The sequence below is a fragment of the Brytella acorum genome, assembly GCF_029309905.1.
Lineage (GTDB): Bacteria > Pseudomonadota > Alphaproteobacteria > Acetobacterales > Acetobacteraceae > Brytella > Brytella acorum.
Map to the genome: position 1 here is coordinate 622,480 of NZ_JARBJP010000001.1, position 17,988 is coordinate 640,467.

Genomic DNA, 17,988 nt, shown 5'->3' on the forward strand with positions numbered 1-17,988 from the left:
GAGCCTGCAATGAAATCCCTGTTAAGGTGCGCTTGCGGCCAACTATAACGCTTGACCTGTGATCCTCCGCATGAGTAATGCCAGCCGTGGTCCCGACATTCGCGAGCGGTGAGTGTTCTTCTCAAGAACGCTGATGCAAACCGGTGGTCGCGACCAGTAATTACAATATGTTCTAGCTTCCTCAGTTCCAGATGGAACTGTACACAGGGTTGGCAACGATGAAATTCAAGCTTTTTGCCGCGCTTGGTCTGGCAGTCGCTCTTGCGGCCTGCTCCAGCGACAAGAATACAGGCGCTTCGACAGGTGCCGGCGCGACGGCACAGGAAACCGGTCCGGCTCCCGGTAGTGAAGCAGATCTGGTGGCCAACGTCGGCGACCGTATCTTCTATGCCCTGAACGAGAGCGGCCTGGCCGACGACGCCAAGGCAACCCTGGACAAGCAGGCGGCGTGGCTTGCGCGCTACCCGCAGGTCAGCGTTCTGATCGCCGGCAACTGCGACGATCGTGGAACGGAAGAATACAACATCGCGCTGGGTCAGCGTCGTGCCAATGCGGCGCGTGACTACCTCGTCGCCAAGGGCGTTGCTGCTTCGCGCATCAGCACGATTTCCTACGGCAAGGACCGTCCGACAGCGGACGGCGATAATGAGGAAGCCTGGAGTCAGAACCGTAACGCGATCACGTCGGTCAAGTAAGACCTTTCGTTTCGCAGACGCGTTCTGACGCATTATGGAACCGGCCAGCGCTTATGCGCTGGCCGGTTTTGTTTTATCTAGCGACATAGATGATTTCCTGCTTGTTCAGGCATGACAATGATCTGCCGCATCGTGAGGCAGGTGGTGACAGGAATGGTTCGGGGAGAACGCGGGTCCATGCGACGTAAGACTTCTGATCGCTTCCGTTTTCTGGCATCGGCGTGTTTGGCCGTTGCCCTTTCGGTTCTGGGGGGCGGAGCCGCAGATGCTCAGGTGACAAGCCGCGAGGGAATCGCGTTGCAGGATCAGATCCAGCAGCTCAATCAGCAGCTCAATCAGCTCCAGGCCAGTTCCGGGGGCGGCGTTTCTCTGGCTGCGCCTGCCACTTCGGGGGGCAACGGTGCGGGGAACAGCGACCTGACGACTCAGCTTCTCGAACGTGTCTCGACGCTTGAGGGGCAGGTGCGCACCATGCGGGGCGAACTCGATCAGTTGACCAACCAGGTCCAGCAGCAGAACGCGACCCTCTCCAAGCAGCTGGCCGACATGCAGTTTGCCAGTCAGAACGGGGGGGGGGCAGCCGCTCCGGTGACGAACGGTCCGTCACCGCCGACGCAGGGCGCGCACGATGTCGCCAGATCCGAAACGAAGGCGAAGCCCGCGATCGAACTGCTGACGGACGGTCGCGCGGCGCTCAAGAGCGGAGATTACGCGGCGGCCCAGAGTGCCGCGCAGCAGGCGCTCAAAACGGCCAAAAGTCCTCAAGGCAAGATGGACTCGCAGATCCTGTATGCCCAGTCGCTGGCCGGTCAGAAGCAATATAAAGACTCGGCGCTTGCTTATTATGACGCCTATCAGCGCCTCCCGAGTTCACCGCGTGCGCCCGAAGCGCTGCTGGGCGTGTCGGCATCCATGCTGGCTGTCGGAGATAAAGGGGCGGCCTGTGAGGCCCTCGGCAAGTTGAAAGCCGATTTTCCTCACCCATCCGACAGGGTCAAAGCCGCGTCGGCCTCTTTTTCCAAGCGCGCTGACTGTCATTGACGCTGGCGTTGCCCATCCAGGCGGAGGAGTTTTCCTTATGGATGGATGCGTTCGGACCGTTTCCGCCGGATTGTCCTGATTACACGGTCGGGCTTGCGATCTCGGGCGGCGCAGACAGTCTGGCTCTGGCCTGGCTGGCGCGAGGCTGGCGTCGACATGTGGTGGCTTTCGTCGTTGACCATGGGTTGCGCGAGAGCGCCGCGGACGAGGCCCGGCAGACCATCCGCACGCTCGCCTCGTTCGGCGTATCGGCTCATCTGTTGACTCTTCAAGGTTTGAGACGCGATGCGCGTCTCCAGGAAGCAGCGCGCTCGGCGCGCTATGCCGCATTGATCGAAGCCTGCGTCTCGTTCGGCTGTCTCGATCTGATGGTTGCCCACCATGCCGACGACCAGATCGAAACCGTGGCCATGCGAAGCGCGGCCGCGAGCGGACCTGCGGGGCTTGCTGGCATGGCGGCAAGCCGGGAGCTGAGTGGCATCAGGCTGCTCAGGCCGTTGCTCTGTGTCCGGCGCGATCGTCTGAGGGCGACGCTCGACGCGCACGGGATCCGATGGATCGAGGACCCGTCCAACGATAACCGGCGTTTTGAAAGGGTTCGTTTTCGACAGGATCTGTCCGATGCCGACGGCCTGAAGCTATGGACGCAGGCGAACGCGTTCGGTGGCCTGCGTGACGAGCGCGCGGCGTCTCAGGTGCGCGTCCTCGTTACCGACGTCCTCTGGCATCCGTCGGGATTTTTTATTTTCCCACAGAAGCTTCCCCCCGCAGATCTGCTGGCGACCCTGTGGCGGGTGATATCCGGACGCGCCTATGTGCCGGGAGTCGACGTCATCCAGAAATTGCTTGAGGGTCCGGGAGCGGTCACGCTGCATGGTGTATTGCTGACCCGAACGTCCCCATGGGGATGGATTCTTGTTCGCGAGCCCGCTGCGGTTGGGAAGAGTATCCGAGCGACATCCGATGGGGCGTGGGACGGTCGATGGCGTCTCGCGCACGCGGCCGGGACGTCGATCGAAGGCTGCACGATCGCCGCGATCGGGACTGCGGCGGCGGCGTGGGCGCGCGACGTGCCCGGCGTGGTTCGCCGCTCCTTACCCGCCTTATGGCGCGATGGACGGCTTGAAGCCATTCCGGATATCTGTCGATTGCGTGGCGGCAACTTCCGTCGCGTGTCGTTTCAATGGAGCGGTTCGCATAGGGCGTCAGAGGGTTCCTTCTGGCGCCATGATCCTTTTTCGACCGGAAAATGCGGCTGGAGGCTGTGAAGGCGGCCAGGAATGCTTATGTTAGACCGAGAGCCACGATGCGAGATGGCCGGTCCGGTATTTCGCGCTGAAAGCTATAGAGATCGAGATGAATAATTTTGGCCGGAATCTGGCACTCTGGGTAATCATCATCGTTCTGCTGGTCCTGCTTTTTACGGCCATGCAGCCCGGTGGTGGGACGCAGACGACACCCCAACTCGCCTATTCCGACTTCGTGTCGGATATCGATCAGGGGCGCGTTCGCTCCGTCGTGATCCAGGATCAGAACATCTCGGGTACCCTGACGGATGGCACGGCGTTCGATACGATCGCGCCCTCTGACCCGACACTGGTCGGTCGGCTGACCGATCATCATGTCGAGGTCAAGGTCAAGCCGCTCGAAGCCGAAGGTAGCCCGCTTCTGCGCTATATCTTCAATTATCTGCCCATCCTCGCCATGCTCGGGTTCGGCGTGCTGTTTTTCCGTCAGATGCAGTCGGGCAGCGGTCGTGCGATGGGTTTCGGCAAATCGCGCGCGCGTCTGCTGACCGAAAAGCAGGGGCGTATCACGTTTGATGATGTCGCCGGCATCGATGAAGCGAAATCGGAACTGCAGGAAATCGTCGAGTTCCTGCGCGATCCGCAGAAGTTTACCCGTCTTGGCGGCAAGATACCGAAAGGCGTCCTGCTCGTCGGCCCTCCCGGAACGGGTAAGACTCTTCTGGCGCGGGCCATCGCCGGTGAGGCGAACGTGCCGTTTTTCACGATTTCCGGTTCGGATTTCGTGGAGATGTTCGTGGGCGTCGGCGCATCGCGTGTGCGCGACATGTTCGAACAGGGCAAGAAGGCGGCGCCCTGCATCATCTTCATTGACGAGATCGACGCTGTCGGTCGTCATCGCGGCGCCGGTCTCGGTGGTGGGAATGACGAGCGTGAGCAGACGCTCAATCAGATGCTCGTCGAGATGGATGGGTTCGAGAGCAATGAGGGCGTGATCCTGATCGCGGCGACGAACCGCCCCGATGTGCTGGATCCGGCGCTGCTGCGTCCCGGTCGTTTCGATCGACAGGTCGTGGTGCCCAATCCGGACGTCGTAGGGCGCGAGCGCATTCTCCGGGTGCACATGCGCAAGGTGCCTCTGGCAAGCGATGTCGATCCGCGTGTGATTGCCCGTGGCACGCCAGGATTCTCAGGTGCGGATCTTGCCAATCTCGTCAATGAAGCCGCATTGCTTGCCGCCCGTCTCGGCAAGCGCACGGTGGCGATGCTCGAATTCGAAAACGCCAAAGACAAGGTGTTGATGGGAGCCGAGCGCCGCTCACTCGTCATGAGCGACGACGAAAAGCGCATGACGGCGTATCATGAGGGTGGACATGCGCTTTGCGCGATCCTCACGCCGGGTTGCGATCCGGTCCACAAGGCGACGATCATTCCACGTGGCCGGGCGCTGGGACTGGTGATGAGCCTTCCGGAAGGGGACCGTTACTCCAAGAGCAAATCCAAATGCGTCGCCGAACTGGTGCTGGCGATGGGTGGACGTGCGGCGGAAGAGATCGTGTTCGGCGCTGAGAACGTCTGCACGGGCGCTTCGGGCGATATCAAGATGGCGACCGATCAGGCGCGCCGGATGATTACCGAATGGGGCATGAGTGATAAGCTCGGCATGATCGCTTATGGCGATAACGGCCAGGAGGTTTTTCTTGGCCACTCCGTGACGCAGAACAAGAATGTTTCGGAGCATACGGCCCGGGAGATCGATCGCGAGGTCAAGCAGCTGATCGATCGCGCTTACGATACCGCCCATTCTCTTCTGCTGGCTCATATCGACGAACTGCACCGTCTGGCTCATGCTCTTCTGGAGCATGAGACGCTATCGGGCGATGAGATCAGGCGGATTTTGCGCGGTGAGACGATCGAGCGCGTTGTGGTCGATGATCTCGCTCCCGAGAACCGGCGGGCTTCCGTGCCCACGACCCGCGATGACGCGGCCAAGGGGAACGGTGGTCTGGATCCATCTCCGGCGGTCGGGTGAGACGATCGGGGAAAGGGGGCTTCGGCCTCCTTTTTCGTTTGTGAGTTACGCGTTCGCCATCCTTTCGCCTCTGCGGGGATGCGTATAGATAGCGGCATCGAATCGTGATTTGGAGTGATGGCCGAGATGAATGCGAGCAGGCCCAGGAAGCTCTTTGGAACCGATGGTATTCGCGGCACCGCCAATACGGCGCCGATGACGGTGGAAATCGCGCAGCGTCTCGGTCAGGCGGTCGGTGTGCGTTTTCGCCAGTCCCAGCATCGTCAGCGGGTTATCCTGGGCAAAGATACCCGTCTTTCGGGTTATATGATCGAGTGCGCGCTGGTCTCTGGTTTTTTGTCCGCAGGGATGGATGTAACGCTCGTGGGGCCACTGCCGACACCCGCTGTGGCGATGCTGACGCGTTCTCTTCGGGCCGATCTCGGTATCATGATTTCCGCGTCACATAATCCGTATGAAGACAACGGAATCAAGATTTTCGGTCCAACGGGTTTCAAGCTCTCGGATCATGACGAGCGCGAAATCGAAGCGCTGATGGAGACGGATCTTTCACCTCATCTCGCGGCGCCTGCCGATCTCGGACGTGCTTCCCGGCTTACCGATGCCGCCGGTCGTTACGTTGAAAATGCCAAGGCATCCTTCCCCCGTGGATTGCGGCTGGACGGTCTGAAGATCGTGATTGATTGCGCCAATGGTTCGGCTTACCGTGTCGCGCCGACAGCGCTTTGGGAATTGGGCGCCGAGGTGATCCGCATCGGTTGCGATCCGGACGGCGTTAACATCAATGCGGATTGTGGCTCGACGCGTCCGGAAAAGCTTTGCGCCGCGGTCGTTGAGCATAATGCCCAGCTCGGGATCGCGCTCGACGGTGATGCGGATCGCGTCATCATCAGTGACGAGCAGGGGCAGATCGTTGACGGCGATCAGATTCTCGGTCTGATCGCGCGTTCCTGGCAGCAACGCGGCGCTCTGAGTGGAGACGTGGTGGTTGCGACGGTGATGTCCAATCTGGGGCTGGAGAAGCATCTCGCGAGTCAGGGGATCACCCTGTTGCGTACCGCGGTCGGGGATCGCTACGTTGTCGAGAAAATGCGTGAGATTGGCGCCAATCTGGGCGGCGAGCAGTCCGGACATGTGGTGTTGTCGGATTATGCGACGACTGGCGATGGACTGGTGGCCGCCTTGCAGGTTCTTGCCGTTCTGGTGGAATCCGGGCGCCCGGCAAGTGAAATTTGTCGCGTCTTCACGCCTTATCCGCAGTTGCTTCGCAACGTCCGTTATAGCGGATTGAGTCCGCTGGGAACGCCAGCGCTCGAGCGTGCAAGGCAAGATGTGGAGGCGCGGCTGGAAGGCCACGGTCGACTGGTGTTGCGTGCCAGCGGCACCGAACCTTTGATCCGGGTTATGGTGGAGGCCAATGACGAGGCACTCGTTGAAAGCTGCGTCTCGTTCATGTGCGAGACCATTCAGGAATTGGCGGTCGTCTGAACGATGCATGGGCGTGTGCTGATTGTCGCGGGCAGTGACTCGGGCGGCGGAGCCGGTATTCAGGCGGATATAAAAACCATAACCGCTCTCAACGGCTTTGCCATGACGGCCATTACGGCGCTGACCGCCCAGAATACGATTGGCGTTCAGGATATCTATCCGGTCCCGGCCGCCTTTGTGGCGCGACAGATGGCCTCTGTTTTTGATGATCTGGGTATCGATGCCGTCAAGACGGGCATGCTTCCGTCTGCCGACATCATCACGGCGGTTTGCGATGTTCTGGATGACCGGACAGTGGCAGCCTGCGTCGTAGATCCCGTGATGGTGGCATCCAGCGGAGCGTCTTTGATCAAAGGCGACGCTGTGGCCGCGATGAAAGAGCGGCTTTTTCCTAAGGCTACCGTTTTGACCCCCAATATCCCGGAAGCCGAAATCCTGACGGGCGCGCGCATCACGGATGTCGAGGACATGGTCGAGACCGCCCGGCAACTCCGACATGACGGTGCCGCCGCAGTCTTGGTGAAGGGTGGTCATTTGTCGGGGGGACGTCTGACCGATGTTCTGGCGACGGAGAATGGTATTCGACTGTTTGAAGGCGAACGGATCGAGTCACGAGCGACCCACGGAACGGGATGTTCGCTGGCCAGTGCGATCGCGACCGGGCTGGCGCAGGGACAGCCGCTTGAGGCAGCCGTCGAGCGAGCGCGTCGTTTTGTCCGCTTGGCGATTATCCATGCCATCGAGCTTGGATCCGGGCCTTCGGGGCCGATGAACCATGCTGTTACGGTTACATCGGCCGGGGAATGTCGAGCGGAACCCCTTAAGCGGTGAGGCTTTCCGGTTCCGAGGGCATGACCCTTTCGACGCGCCCGGTCTGATCCTCACGCAGGATATAACCCCGTCCCCAGACCGTCGTGATCAGATTGCCAGCGCCTTTTTGCTGGAGCTTCCGACGGAGCTTGCAGATGAAGACATCGATGATCTTCATTTCCGGCTCGTCAATGCCGCCATACAGATGGTTGAGAAACGCATCCTTGGTGAGAACGCTGCCCCGGCGCAGGACAAGCAGTTCGAGGATCGCGTATTCCTTGCCGGTGAGATGGACGGCATCCCCGCTGACATAGGCCTGTTTCGCGTTAAGATCGATCTGTAGCGGGCCGATATGAACCTGCGCCGTGCTGAGGCCGCGTGAGCGGCGCAGAATGGCCTGTAGACGCGCAATCAGTTCAGCCGTGTCGAAAGGACGCGTCATGTAGTCGTCCGCGCCCACGGCGAACGCCTTGATCTTGGCCTGGGGCCGCGAAAGACTCGTCAGGACAAGAATTGGCGTGTTGACGCGTGCCTGACGGACTTCCCGGATGACGCTGTAACCTTCGATATCGTCCAGCGTCAGCTCAAGGATGGCGACGTCGTAATCGTAATGCCGGAGAATTTCGACGGCTTCACGTCCCGAGGTTGTATGATCAACCGTGAAACCATTGTTACGCATGATCTGAAGAAGATTGGTGGCGGCACGGAGATCGTTATCGACGAGAAGAATGCGCATTTCGGCAACCCCAGAGTTCGTTGATGATTAGTTACCACCCAGGGTTGTGCTTATCAACCATAAATATCTTATGGGATGCAACTTTGTGAATTTCCGCATCTGTTAACCCTCTGGTAAGTGCTCGGGGATAGCTTCTCATCATGGAAAATGCCGATCCCGTCTCTTCTGAAATCGACCCTCTGGAGGCGCTTCTCATTGAGGTTCAGGCGTTCAGTCCCTGCGATATCATCGGAAATGTCCATGAAATATCAGGGCTTTGCGTCTCTGTTCGCGGGTTGAACGCCTTCGTGACCATTGGCGACCGTGTAACGCTCAACCCGAGTGGAGGAGAGCCTGTTCGCGCGGAGGTTGTGGGATTTAAGGACGACGAGGCGCGCCTGATGACGTTTAGCACGCTGGATGGTGTCGGGCCGGGCACGGAAGCTGTTTTCCCGTTTCGCAAGGAACGCGGTACAAGATCACTGAACGTCGATGACACATGGTTGGGACGGGTCATCGACCCGCTGGGCAAACCGATTGACGGGCGCGGCCTGCTCGTGCCCGGGCTGTATCCGAAGCCTCTGAGGGCGGCGCCGCCCTTGGCGACGCAGCGTGCGAGGCTTGGGCCGCGCATCAGTCTTGGAGTACGCGCGCTGGACGTTTTTACGACCTGTCGCGAAGGACAGCGGCTTGGACTTTTCGCGGGATCCGGCGTTGGAAAATCAACATTGCTTTCAATGCTCGCACGGCAGGCCGATTGCGATGTCGCCGTGATCGCGCTTGTTGGAGAACGAGGACGTGAAGTTCGCGAGTTCATCGAAGACGATCTGGGGCCTGAGGGACTGAAGCGAAGCGTTGTCGTGATCGCCACGTCGGATACGCCACCGCTTATGCGCCGCGAGGCGCCTTACGCGGCGATGACGATTGCCGAATATTTTCGCGATCAGGGAAAATCCGTCCTTCTCCTGATGGACAGCGTCACGCGTTTTTGTCTCGCATTGCGCGAAATCGGTCTATCCGTGGGTGAGGCTCCCGCGACCAGGGGATATCCGCCTTCGGTTTTTGCTGAACTTCCGATGCTGCTGGAACGTGCTGGACCGGGCGCCGTGATGCCGGAGACGGGAAAAGCCGGTTTCATCACGGCGTTGTTTACAGTTCTCGTCGAGGGAGATGATACAAACGAGCCCGTCTCGGACGCCGTGCGCGGGATTCTGGACGGACACGTGGTGATGGATCGGCGTATCGCCGAAGAAGGGCGTTATCCGGCGATAGACGTGTTGCGGTCGCTCTCCCGTGCGGTGCCAGGATGTAACTCCGCGCAGGAAAATGCCCTGACCAGACGAGCGCGGGCTTTGATGGCCAGCTATGAGGGTATGATCGATATGATTCGCCTGGGCGCCTACAAGCAGGGAACAGATCCGTCGGTCGATGAAGCCATACGTTTGATGCCCGGTCTTACGGCACTTCTCAGCCAGGAGAAAACGGAGGCGTCGACGCTTGTGGAAGGATTTGCAAAACTGGGCGCTTTATTCGGTGAGGAACTGCCGTTGTGACACGTTCTCCGCTACAGACGCTTCTGAGGTTGCGTCGACAGGAACAGGAAGAAGCGGAGCGGGGACTGGCTGCCGCGATCGCACGGGAACGGGAGGCGAGTGAAGCCGTCCGCCATGCCGAGCGATATTTCCTCGAACAGGAAAATTTTGTTTCGAGCCCAGAATGTGACGATCTGGCTGTCGAGGCATTTGCCCGCTGGATACCGCGCGGTCGCGCGGCGATCCAGGCTGCACAAACCGAGGAAGAGCGGGCGGGTCTGGATCGCGCTGTCGCACAGGCTGCCATGATCAGTGCGCGCGCAGCATTCAAGGCGGTCGAGACGCTCGACGCACGACGTCAGAAGGAAGCGCGTCTGGAAGCCCAGAGGCGTGAGCAGAACGAGAACGACGATCTGGCGAACAGGCCGCCGCCCTTCTGAAAGACGGCCGTGAACCGGAAAAGGGCGCTCAGCTTTCCTCCGGCTCTGTAATGCTCAGTATATGCCGGATGTGCTCCCGAGTGCCGATAACGGCGCAGACGACCGGATGCGCGATATCGCGCACAAATACGATGTGGACGTCGCCGTTCTCCTCGAAAAAATCGCTGGGACAGATGAAGAGGCCGGGAGCCGCGTCGGGCTTTTGAGTGGCGACCGTCTCTGCCGCATGCGTCATGAGATGACGTGTCGCCTTTTCAACGGCGAGTTGAAGTTCTGGGAGTCCGAGTGAAGGATGGCATTCATGTAAGTCCAGCCATCCTTCCTGCGTCAGGAAAACCGGCACGCCGTCAGGCGATGTTTCACGTTCCGCGCGCACCAGAACGCCGCTTTGTGCCAGCGTGATGATATCAAGGGCGGGAAGGCGCGTGGGATCCAGAGTGAGCGCGTTCATTGTGCAGGTTGCTGCCCCTGCTGTTGAGGTGGCGTTCCCATCGCTTCCATCAGCTTCGTGACGTCTTCGGGATGCTCATGAAACAGCTTCACGTTTGCAGGATCCGGAGACGGAATTTCGGCTGGAAGCTTCTGTCCGTTCGTGGCGGCGAGTGTCATTCCGAAGGCTGTCATGCCCATGACGAATGTTTCTGGCGTAAAGCCCTGTTGCGACAGGATCTGTTCGACGCCGGGCGTGTCGCGCATGGCCGCGATAGTTTGCTGAAGGGACAGACCCGTGGAATTGGGAGGCTGGATACCAGCTTCAGAGAGGTTTTGCAGGGTTTGGCGGGCGCGGGGCATGAAGTTCGCAGGCAATGGATAACGCATGCCCGCCGTGATGTCCGCGCGCATCTGAGGCGGTATCTGTTGTGCCGGCGCCTGTTGCTGCGGCATGCCTCCGGGGGGTGGAGCCTCTGGATAGCCGGTTGTCGGGTAGCCGTTAACGTCCTGCGCAAAAGCTGGCGTGACCAGCGTCGTCGGCGTGAGCGCCGCGCACAGCCACAGGATTCTCTTTATCGTCATTTGACCCATTCTCCACCGCGCATGAGCGGCGTTTCGTTTCCGTCGCGATCCCGTCCGTCGACCGATATATCACCCGAGCCAATCATCCAGTCGATATGGATGAGACTCTCATTGGCGCCGCGTGCGTTCAGACCCACGGCGTCCAGACCCTCGGTGTCGAACATGCATTTGGAGTAAGCCTGCCCCAGCGCGATATGGCTTGCGGCGTTCTCATCAAACAGCGTGTTGCGGAACAGGATGCCGGTTCGGGAAATCGGAGACGAATGCGGCACCAGGGCGACTTCGCCAATGCGTGCGGCGCCTTCATCCGTATCCAGAATACGGCGGAGTACGTCTTCGCCCTTCGAAGCATGCGCTTCCACGATCCGACCGCCTTCGAACCGTACCTGAATATCGTCGATCAGGGTGCCCTGATGGAAAAGCGGCTTCGTGCTGCGCGCCGTGCCTTCGACACGGCGGCAATGCGGTGTCGTGAAGACTTCTTCGGTCGGAATGTTCGGATTGCATTCGATGCCGCTGGTCGTCAGTTCCGAACCTCCCGCCCACGCGTGGCCGTCCGCGAGACCGACGACCAGATCCGTGCCCGGCCCGCTGAAATGCAGGGCGTGGAAGCGCGCATCGTTAAGATATTTCGAAAAGGTATGAAGGCGGGCGTTATGAGCCTGCCATTCTGCGACCGGATCCGGGGCTTTGACCCGGGAAGCTTCGAAGATTGCATCCCATAAGCGTCTCTGAGCTTCCTCGGGAGATAATGCGGGAAAGACCTGCTGCGCCCATGCGGCGCCCGCATAGGCGACGATGTTCCAGTTGGTGGCGAAAGCCGTGATGACTTCCATTGCGGGCCGGCCCGCAGCGGAGGCCGAACGATTCGCCCTCGCAACGCGCGCGGGAGCCTGGTCTTTCAGCAGTGTCGGATCGGCGCCCGTGATGGCCATTCGGGCCGCACCGTTTCGGTAGGCGTGCGCCATACCGTCCGACAGCCACCCGGTCGCCGTATCAAGAGCTGCGTCGGACGCATGCTGGAATCGCAAGAGCGTGGTCTCGTCGTCTGTATAAAACGGACTGACGAGGCTCGCGCCACGGCGATAGGCATGTTCGGTGATGCGTCGCACGAGCGGGACCGCTTCAAGCGGGGCGGTGATGATGAGTTGCTGGCCTTCTTGCAGATTCAGGCCGACCTGAACGGCGACTTGCGCCAGTTTGTCGAGCAGATCAGCATTCGGACTTATGGGCGGCAGGTGAGGGGACATGAACGGCTTCCCGGAAAAGAACGTTCTCTCAACCTGTTACGGTTGAGGGAACGTTGCAAGAGGTGGCCAATGGCAGATCGCGAAACTGGATGGAGTTCCATCCCTCTGTTTGCGACATCTCCTGCACGAGCCACGGAAATCAGGTGTGAAAACTTGTGACGCGGCGGGGGCGGCGCGAAGCGGACGGCCTCTCGTTCTCGGTTCGCGAAGGCGCTTCGGTCGCTGCCTCGGCCTTTTTGCGGGCGGCGATGCGCAGTTCGGTCTGCAATTCCGTGATCCGGCGCTGCACGCTTTCACGCAGTGCCGGTGCCGTATGCGACTTCATGTTCGCAAGTGTTTCCTTGAGGTCGCGAAGCTGTTTCTCTTTTTCCGCAAGATTGCGGCGGATCGGCTGGTTGTCGGAAATCTGTCCGTGAAATGCACGCATGTTTCTGGTCCGTTAGGGGAGACGATAAAATGGGCCGCACATCGTCCCCGGCAGGAGAGATGTCTCAGGGATGCTTCGCGGTGATGGCGCAGCGTCTGGCCTGATGGCCCGGTTCAGTTGGCGCGGATATCGTCGATCGCCGTCAGCAGACGGTCGGAATCGCGATCCGTACCAATGGTGATGCGCAGCCAGTCCTCGATGCGCGGATGACTCAGGCGACGGACGATAATGTCGCGTTCGCGCAGAAGTCGCTGCAGATTCACGGCTGAGTGGTCTTCATGATGCACGAGGATAAAATTCGCGCAAGATGGAAGCACCTGAAAGCCGCGGTCTTTCAGCGCTTCTGCCAGGGCATCGCGCGTCGCAACGACTCGCGCCGTTGTTTCCATGAGCCATGCCGCATCCTCGATGGCGGCTGCGGCGCCGGCCTGGGCGAGCCGATCAAGCGGATAGGAGTTGAAGCTGTCCTTGATCCGGGTCAGGCCATCGATCAGATCGGGATGGCCGACGGCATAGCCGACGCGCAGGCCCGCAAACGCACGCGATTTGGAGACGGTCTGGACGACGAGGATATTGTCATGGCGTTCCGTAAGGGACATGGCCGAACTGGCGCCAAAGTCGACATAGGCTTCGTCCACGATGATCGTGCAGTCCGGCTGAGACCGTGCCAGCCATTCGATCTGCTCGAGTGGCAGCGCAATGCCGGTGTTGGCGTTGGGATTGGCAATCGCGATGCCGCCACATGGCGCTACATAATCCCGTACGTCGATCGTGAAATCCGACCTGACCGGGATGTTCTGATAGGGTTGGTCGAAAAGCTCGCAATACACGGGATAGAAGCCGTATGTGACGTCCGCGAACAGGAGGGGCGCGTCGTCGCGGACCAGGCCACGAAAAGCGTGGGCGAGGACTTCGTCCGAACCGTTTCCAACGAAAACACGATCGATCGTCGTGGCGTAACACGCCGCGATCGCCTCTCTCAACGTCAGCGAGGTCGGGTCTGGATAGAGGCGCAGACTGTCGTCGCACAGGGCGCGCATCGCGTCGAGCGCGCGCGGACTCGGGCCGTAGGGCAACTCGTTGGTGTTGAGTTTCAGCAGGTCCAGCGCTTTGGGCTGCTCGCCCGGAACGTAAGGATCGAGCGCCGCGACCCGGCGGTTCCATAGGCGACTCATGATGCGAGGCGAGCGACCAGCAGATCGGCGCGGCCCTGACCTTCGGCGACGTCGCGCGGCGACTGACCTTCGGTGTCGATGAAGTCCGGGTCCGCGCCCAGTCGCAGGAGCAGACGCACCATGTCGTCCCGACCGAACATGACGGCAAACATCAACGGTGTGCGGCCAACGAGGTTAGGCGCATCAATGGTGGCGCCGAAGCTGGCCAGAAGCCGGGCCAGCTCTTCATTGCCCTTGAAGGCGACGCCCGAGAGCGCGGTGGCGCCCTTCAGGTCGCGTATGTCCGGGTTCGCGCCGCGCTCGAGGAGCAGGCGTGCCGCATCGATGTTGCCATTATACGTCGCGATGAGAAGTGCTGTGTAGCCGCGACTGTCCTGCGCATTGATGGCCATATCGGCATCGAGGAACTGGTTGATCAGGTCCAGATCGTTCCGACGCGCGGCATCATGAAACAGAGATGTAATCTGTTCCTGCGTAAAGGTGCCGGAAGGAGCGGTGTCAGTCATGGCGCATCTCATGGCGGGTCCGGTGTGGGACGTTTTTACAGAATGGGGGATGGTTTAGCCGCTCTTTTTGTCATGGCATATGGTCGCTTCTGTAATGGTTCGGGATTCTCCGTTTTCGAGGCACTCGAAAGTCTCGTCCGGCAGCCCGGCGGCTCGGGTGGCGAGGCGAAGGCGCGCCGCTGGTTCGTCGATACCCTCCTCACTGAGCTGGAACGTGCCGTAATGCATGCCGAACGCATGGCGGGGTGCGAGGGTCTGGTAGGCTGCGAAGCCTTCTTCGGGATCGGTGTGAGCCCGTCGCATGATCGGGCGCGGCGCATAGGCACCGATCGGCAAAATGGCGATATCGGGAGAGCCGAGGCGATCGCGGATCATCTGCCAATGGGTGCCGTGTGCGGAATCGCCGGAGAAATAGAGAGTTCCGGCGGGTGTGGAGAAATGAAAGCCGCCCCACAGCGCCCGGTTGCGGTCGAAGGGTGTGCGGGCGCTGTTGTGGCGCGCGGGCGTGACGGTCACCGTGAGGTCATCGCCGCACATGTGGTTTTGCCACCAGTCGAGTTCCACGATCCGCTTCATTCCAGCTTTCCGCAGGAAGCGGGCATTGCCGAGTGGCGTGACGCAGAAGGGAGAATCGCGTCTGGCAAGAAAGCGCAGTGTGGGAAGATCCAGGTGATCGTAATGGCAATGCGAAATTGCCACGATATCGATCGGTGGCAGATCCGCGAGAGGGATTCCCGGCGGAGTCACGCGGCGCGGTCCAAAATTGCGGAAGGGAGAACAGCGCTCCGAGAAAACGGGATCCGTCAGAATTCTCAACGGCGGTTTTGCTATGCGTCCAATGCAAAGCAGGAATGTCGCGTGGTTGATGAAAGTGACGGTGACGGTGCCCGGCGCAGGTGGCGGCGGCAGGGCATGAACGCGCTGCGGGCGGGCGTCCGGCCAGCGAAAGCGCAGACTGAAAAGCCAGCGCAGGATCGTAAATCGCCGTCGATTACCTGGGGCGGGTTCGTCGGGGAAGGAAAACTGCGGGGGGTTGAAAAACTTCTTGCCGTCAAAGTGGTTCGGGGCGGGAAATGTCACGAGAATGCCTCTTGAGGAAAATGCGGTTTGAAAATGGCACTGCGACGTGCCTTCCCGCTGACCGATCGAGCAGACGTGAAGGCGTCGGCTATGGAACAGAATGTGGGTTCGTCGCTTTATGGCATCGCAACGTGTAGCGAAATTGCTACGGGTCGGTGCTTGTTCTGCGCAATGTCACATGAGAATGTGATGCTGTTGAGGCGGATGGCGTTGGCACTGAGCGCGGTGCGCGTGCGGTCGTGGCCTCGGAGTGCCCACGACAGGAGTTCCAACGGTGGCGATCCCCCGTGGTGTCTCCTGCTCTGTGGTCTGTCTCTCATCCGTCGGACTTATGCCCGCATCGCATCTCAGCGTTTTTCGTTAGACGTGGTGGCCCATTTCGGAGGTTGGAAATTAATGCGTTCGATCAGCAACCATGCGGTTATGGCCGCCGAGGCCGGGGGCGCGCGCGTGAACGACGTCGCGCGACTGAGCATCGACACGATCCGCACGCTCTCCATGGATGCTGTCCAGAAGGCCAATTCGGGTCATCCGGGCACGGCCATGGCGCTGGCGCCGGCGATGTATACCCTTTGGCAGAACGAGCTGAGATACGATCCGGCCAATCCGATCTGGCCCGCCCGTGACCGTTTCGTTCTGTCGATCGGTCATGCGTCCATGCTCCTTTATTCCACGATCTTCCTCACTGGCGTGAAGAACGTGGTGAACGGCAAGGTCGTGAACGAGCCTTCGCTGACGGTCGAGGATCTCAAGCAGTTCCGCCAGATTGATTCCAAGACGCCGGGGCATCCGGAATACCATCATACCGCCGGTGTCGAGACGACGACGGGTCCGCTAGGCGCTGGTTGCGGCAATTCGGTCGGCCTGGCCATGGCCGAGAAGTGGCTCGCGGCCCACTACAACCGCCCCGGCTTCGATCTGTTCGATTATCACACCTACGTGTTTTGCGGTGACGGCGACATGATGGAGGGTGTGTCTTCCGAAGCGGCCTCCACCGCCGGACATCTCGGGTTGGGGAACCTGACGTGGTTCTATGACAGCAACCGCATCTCCATCGAGGGCTCGACGGACCTCGCCTTCACGGAAGACGTGGGCAAGCGGTTCGAGGGCTATAAGTGGCATGTTCAGGTCGTCAAGGACGTCAACGATCTCGAAGCGGTGACGGCTGCGATTCATGAAGCGCATCGCGTCAAGGATCGTCCGAGCCTCATCATCCTTCACACGGTGATCGGTTATGGCGCGCCGAAGAAGGCGGGCACCGCCTCCGCGCATGGCGAGCCGCTGGGTGCCGAGGAAATCAAGGGCGCGAAGGCTTCCTACGGCTGGCCGTCTGATGTGCCGGATTTCTATGTTCCCGAGGGCGTTCAGGCGCACTTCCAGGACGGTCTGGGCAAGCGCGGCGCGCGCGACAGCGCCGAATGGTACCGGAAGTTCGACGCTTATTCGAAGGAATATCCGAAGGAGGCCGCCGAACTGAAGGCGATCTTCGAGAATCGTCTGCCTGAGGGTTGGGACAAGGATATTCCGACGTTCGACGCTGACCCCAAGGGTCTCGCGTCGCGGGCCAGTTCGGGGAAGGTCATCAACGCGGTTGCGAAAAACCTGCCCTGGATGCTCGGTGGTTCGGCGGACCTGTCGCCTTCGACGAAAACCAATCTCACCTTCGAGGGTGCGGGCATCTTTCAGCCGCCCCAGTGGAACGGCAGCTATGGTGGTCGTAACATCGCGTTCGGCGTGCGCGAGCATGCGATGGGCGCGATCAGCAACGGTCTCGCGCTGAGCGGGTTGCGGGCTTACTGTTCGGGCTTCCTGATCTTCTCCGATTACATGAAGGCGCCCATCCGCCTGTCGGCGCTGATGAAGCTGCCCGTCACCTATATCTTTACCCACGACTCCATCGGCGTGGGCGAAGACGGTCCCACGCATCAGCCGATCGAACAGCTCGCGCAGCTTCGTGCCACTCCGGGGATCGTCACCATTCGGCCGGGCGATGCGAACGAGGTTTCCGAGGCGTGGCGTTTCCTCGTGCCGACGCTTCATGAGCCCGTGGCCCTGATCCTGAGCCGTCAGGACCTGCCGACCCTGGATCGCTCGAAATACGCGCCCGTTTCGGGACTCGCCAAGGGCGCTTATGTGCTGGCCAGTTGTGAAGGCAAGCCGGACGTCATCCTCATGGCATCGGGTTCGGAAGTCGGGCTCGTGGTCGCCGCATACGAGCAGTTGGTGTCCAAGGGCGTGAAGGCGCGCGTCGTATCCTTCCCCAGCTTCGAGTTGTTCGAACGCCAGGATCAGGCTTATCGCGACAGCGTTCTGCCACCCGATGTCAAGGGCCGCGTCGCTGTCGAGCAGGCATCGCCGTTCGGCTGGGATCGCTATGCCGGCTTTGGCGGCGCGATGATCGGGATGAACGATTTCGGGGCTTCGGCGCCCCTGAAGGATCTGCTCGTGAAGTTCGGTTTCACGGTTGAGCACGTCGTCAGCGAAGCCCTGAAGCAGGCCGAACGCAAGTAAGTCGCGTCCGCGGTCCGCTTGGCGG

The 17,988-nt window shown here is 60.5% G+C and carries 17 protein-coding genes; 9 read left to right on the plus strand and 8 right to left on the minus strand.

Going from position 1 to position 17,988, the window contains the following annotated elements; all coding sequences use genetic code 11:
- Window positions 1-218: 218 nt before the first annotated feature.
- The 6 genes from pal (at window position 219) to thiD (ending at window position 7,334) form a co-directional block, all read left to right on the plus strand.
- Window positions 219-695 carry a peptidoglycan-associated lipoprotein Pal gene (gene pal, locus PWM43_RS02750; protein ID WP_289841023.1) on the plus strand — a complete coding sequence of 159 codons (477 nt, stop codon included), beginning with the start codon at window positions 219-221 and terminating at the stop codon, window positions 693-695.
- Between the two features lie 177 nt (window positions 696-872).
- Window positions 873-1,736 carry a tol-pal system YbgF family protein gene (locus PWM43_RS02755; protein ID WP_289841024.1) on the plus strand — a complete coding sequence of 288 codons (864 nt, stop codon included), beginning with the start codon at window positions 873-875 and terminating at the stop codon, window positions 1,734-1,736.
- A 41-nt stretch (window positions 1,737-1,777) separates the two neighbouring features.
- Window positions 1,778-3,004: a tRNA lysidine(34) synthetase TilS gene (gene tilS / locus PWM43_RS02760; RefSeq protein ID WP_289841025.1), complete on the plus strand. Its 1,227-nt coding sequence runs from the start codon at window positions 1,778-1,780 to the stop codon at window positions 3,002-3,004.
- 88 nt (window positions 3,005-3,092) lie between these two features.
- Window positions 3,093-5,015, plus strand: coding sequence for an ATP-dependent zinc metalloprotease FtsH (ftsH, locus tag PWM43_RS02765; protein ID WP_289841026.1), 1,923 nt, complete (start codon window positions 3,093-3,095; stop codon window positions 5,013-5,015).
- Between the two features lie 126 nt (window positions 5,016-5,141).
- Entirely contained in the window at window positions 5,142-6,503 is a 1,362-nt protein-coding gene (gene glmM, locus PWM43_RS02770) for a phosphoglucosamine mutase (RefSeq protein ID WP_289841027.1), read from the plus strand.
- A 3-nt stretch (window positions 6,504-6,506) separates the two neighbouring features.
- Window positions 6,507-7,334: a bifunctional hydroxymethylpyrimidine kinase/phosphomethylpyrimidine kinase gene (thiD, locus tag PWM43_RS02775; protein WP_289841028.1), complete on the plus strand. Its 828-nt coding sequence runs from the start codon at window positions 6,507-6,509 to the stop codon at window positions 7,332-7,334.
- Here thiD and PWM43_RS02780 read toward each other — a convergent pair.
- Window positions 7,324-8,049, minus strand: coding sequence for a response regulator transcription factor (locus PWM43_RS02780; RefSeq protein WP_289841029.1), 726 nt, complete (start codon window positions 8,047-8,049; stop codon window positions 7,324-7,326). The genes thiD and PWM43_RS02780 overlap by 11 nt on opposite strands.
- A gap of 140 nt (window positions 8,050-8,189) precedes the next feature.
- Here PWM43_RS02780 and fliI point away from each other — a divergent pair, with 140 nt between their 5' ends.
- Both fliI and fliJ read left to right on the plus strand, forming a co-directional pair.
- Window positions 8,190-9,581: a flagellar protein export ATPase FliI gene (gene fliI / locus PWM43_RS02785; RefSeq protein ID WP_289841030.1), complete on the plus strand. Its 1,392-nt coding sequence runs from the start codon at window positions 8,190-8,192 to the stop codon at window positions 9,579-9,581.
- Entirely contained in the window at window positions 9,578-10,000 is a 423-nt protein-coding gene (fliJ, locus tag PWM43_RS02790) for a flagellar export protein FliJ (RefSeq protein WP_289841031.1), read from the plus strand. Before fliI ends, fliJ begins: the two co-directional genes overlap by 4 nt.
- Window positions 10,001-10,028: 28 nt before the next feature.
- Here the strand turns inward: fliJ and PWM43_RS02795 are convergent, their stop codons facing one another.
- From PWM43_RS02795 to PWM43_RS02825, 7 genes are all read right to left on the minus strand, one after another.
- Window positions 10,029-10,451 carry a hypothetical protein gene (locus tag PWM43_RS02795; protein WP_289841032.1) on the minus strand — a complete coding sequence of 141 codons (423 nt, stop codon included), beginning with the start codon at window positions 10,449-10,451 and terminating at the stop codon, window positions 10,029-10,031.
- A complete protein-coding gene (locus PWM43_RS02800) occupies window positions 10,448-11,014 on the minus strand; it encodes a hypothetical protein (protein ID WP_289841033.1) in 567 nt (188 codons plus the stop codon). The genes PWM43_RS02795 and PWM43_RS02800 overlap by 4 nt, the downstream gene beginning before the upstream one ends.
- Window positions 11,011-12,264, minus strand: coding sequence for an aminopeptidase (locus PWM43_RS02805; RefSeq protein WP_289841034.1), 1,254 nt, complete (start codon window positions 12,262-12,264; stop codon window positions 11,011-11,013). Before PWM43_RS02805 ends, PWM43_RS02800 begins: the two co-directional genes overlap by 4 nt.
- Window positions 12,265-12,403: 139 nt before the next feature.
- Window positions 12,404-12,691, minus strand: a complete 288-nt coding sequence (locus PWM43_RS02810; RefSeq protein WP_289841035.1) for a hypothetical protein — start codon at window positions 12,689-12,691, stop codon at window positions 12,404-12,406.
- Between the two features lie 113 nt (window positions 12,692-12,804).
- On the minus strand, window positions 12,805-13,866 hold the full coding sequence (locus tag PWM43_RS02815; RefSeq protein ID WP_289841036.1) for a pyridoxal phosphate-dependent aminotransferase: 1,062 nt from the start codon (window positions 13,864-13,866) through the stop codon (window positions 12,805-12,807).
- On the minus strand, window positions 13,863-14,372 hold the full coding sequence (locus PWM43_RS02820) for an ankyrin repeat domain-containing protein (protein ID WP_289841037.1): 510 nt from the start codon (window positions 14,370-14,372) through the stop codon (window positions 13,863-13,865). Before PWM43_RS02820 ends, PWM43_RS02815 begins: the two co-directional genes overlap by 4 nt.
- A 54-nt stretch (window positions 14,373-14,426) precedes the next feature.
- Complete coding sequence (locus PWM43_RS02825; RefSeq protein ID WP_289841038.1) at window positions 14,427-15,452, minus strand: MBL fold metallo-hydrolase; 1,026 nt, start codon at window positions 15,450-15,452, stop codon at window positions 14,427-14,429.
- Between the two features lie 396 nt (window positions 15,453-15,848).
- Between PWM43_RS02825 and tkt the strand changes: the two genes are divergently transcribed.
- Window positions 15,849-17,963 carry a transketolase gene (gene tkt, locus PWM43_RS02830; protein ID WP_394356013.1) on the plus strand — a complete coding sequence of 705 codons (2,115 nt, stop codon included), beginning with the start codon at window positions 15,849-15,851 and terminating at the stop codon, window positions 17,961-17,963.
- Window positions 17,964-17,988: the final 25 nt, after the last annotated feature.

Coding starts and splice junctions, on each gene's coding strand:
- pal (WP_289841023.1), top strand. CDS start 219: ATGAAATTCAAGCTTTTTGCCGCGCTTGGTCTGGCAGTCGCTCTTGCG.
- PWM43_RS02755 (WP_289841024.1), top strand. CDS start 873: ATGCGACGTAAGACTTCTGATCGCTTCCGTTTTCTGGCATCGGCGTGT.
- tilS (WP_289841025.1), top strand. CDS start 1,778: ATGGATGCGTTCGGACCGTTTCCGCCGGATTGTCCTGATTACACGGTC.
- ftsH (WP_289841026.1), top strand. CDS start 3,093: ATGAATAATTTTGGCCGGAATCTGGCACTCTGGGTAATCATCATCGTT.
- glmM (WP_289841027.1), top strand. CDS start 5,142: ATGAATGCGAGCAGGCCCAGGAAGCTCTTTGGAACCGATGGTATTCGC.
- thiD (WP_289841028.1), top strand. CDS start 6,507: ATGCATGGGCGTGTGCTGATTGTCGCGGGCAGTGACTCGGGCGGCGGA.
- PWM43_RS02780 (WP_289841029.1), bottom strand. CDS start 8,049: ATGCGCATTCTTCTCGTCGATAACGATCTCCGTGCCGCCACCAATCTT.
- fliI (WP_289841030.1), top strand. CDS start 8,190: ATGGAAAATGCCGATCCCGTCTCTTCTGAAATCGACCCTCTGGAGGCG.
- PWM43_RS02795 (WP_289841032.1), bottom strand. CDS start 10,451: ATGAACGCGCTCACTCTGGATCCCACGCGCCTTCCCGCCCTTGATATC.
- PWM43_RS02800 (WP_289841033.1), bottom strand. CDS start 11,014: ATGACGATAAAGAGAATCCTGTGGCTGTGCGCGGCGCTCACGCCGACG.
- PWM43_RS02805 (WP_289841034.1), bottom strand. CDS start 12,264: ATGTCCCCTCACCTGCCGCCCATAAGTCCGAATGCTGATCTGCTCGAC.
- PWM43_RS02810 (WP_289841035.1), bottom strand. CDS start 12,691: ATGCGTGCATTTCACGGACAGATTTCCGACAACCAGCCGATCCGCCGC.
- PWM43_RS02815 (WP_289841036.1), bottom strand. CDS start 13,866: ATGAGTCGCCTATGGAACCGCCGGGTCGCGGCGCTCGATCCTTACGTT.
- PWM43_RS02820 (WP_289841037.1), bottom strand. CDS start 14,372: ATGACTGACACCGCTCCTTCCGGCACCTTTACGCAGGAACAGATTACA.
- tkt (WP_394356013.1), top strand. CDS start 15,849: ATGCGTTCGATCAGCAACCATGCGGTTATGGCCGCCGAGGCCGGGGGC.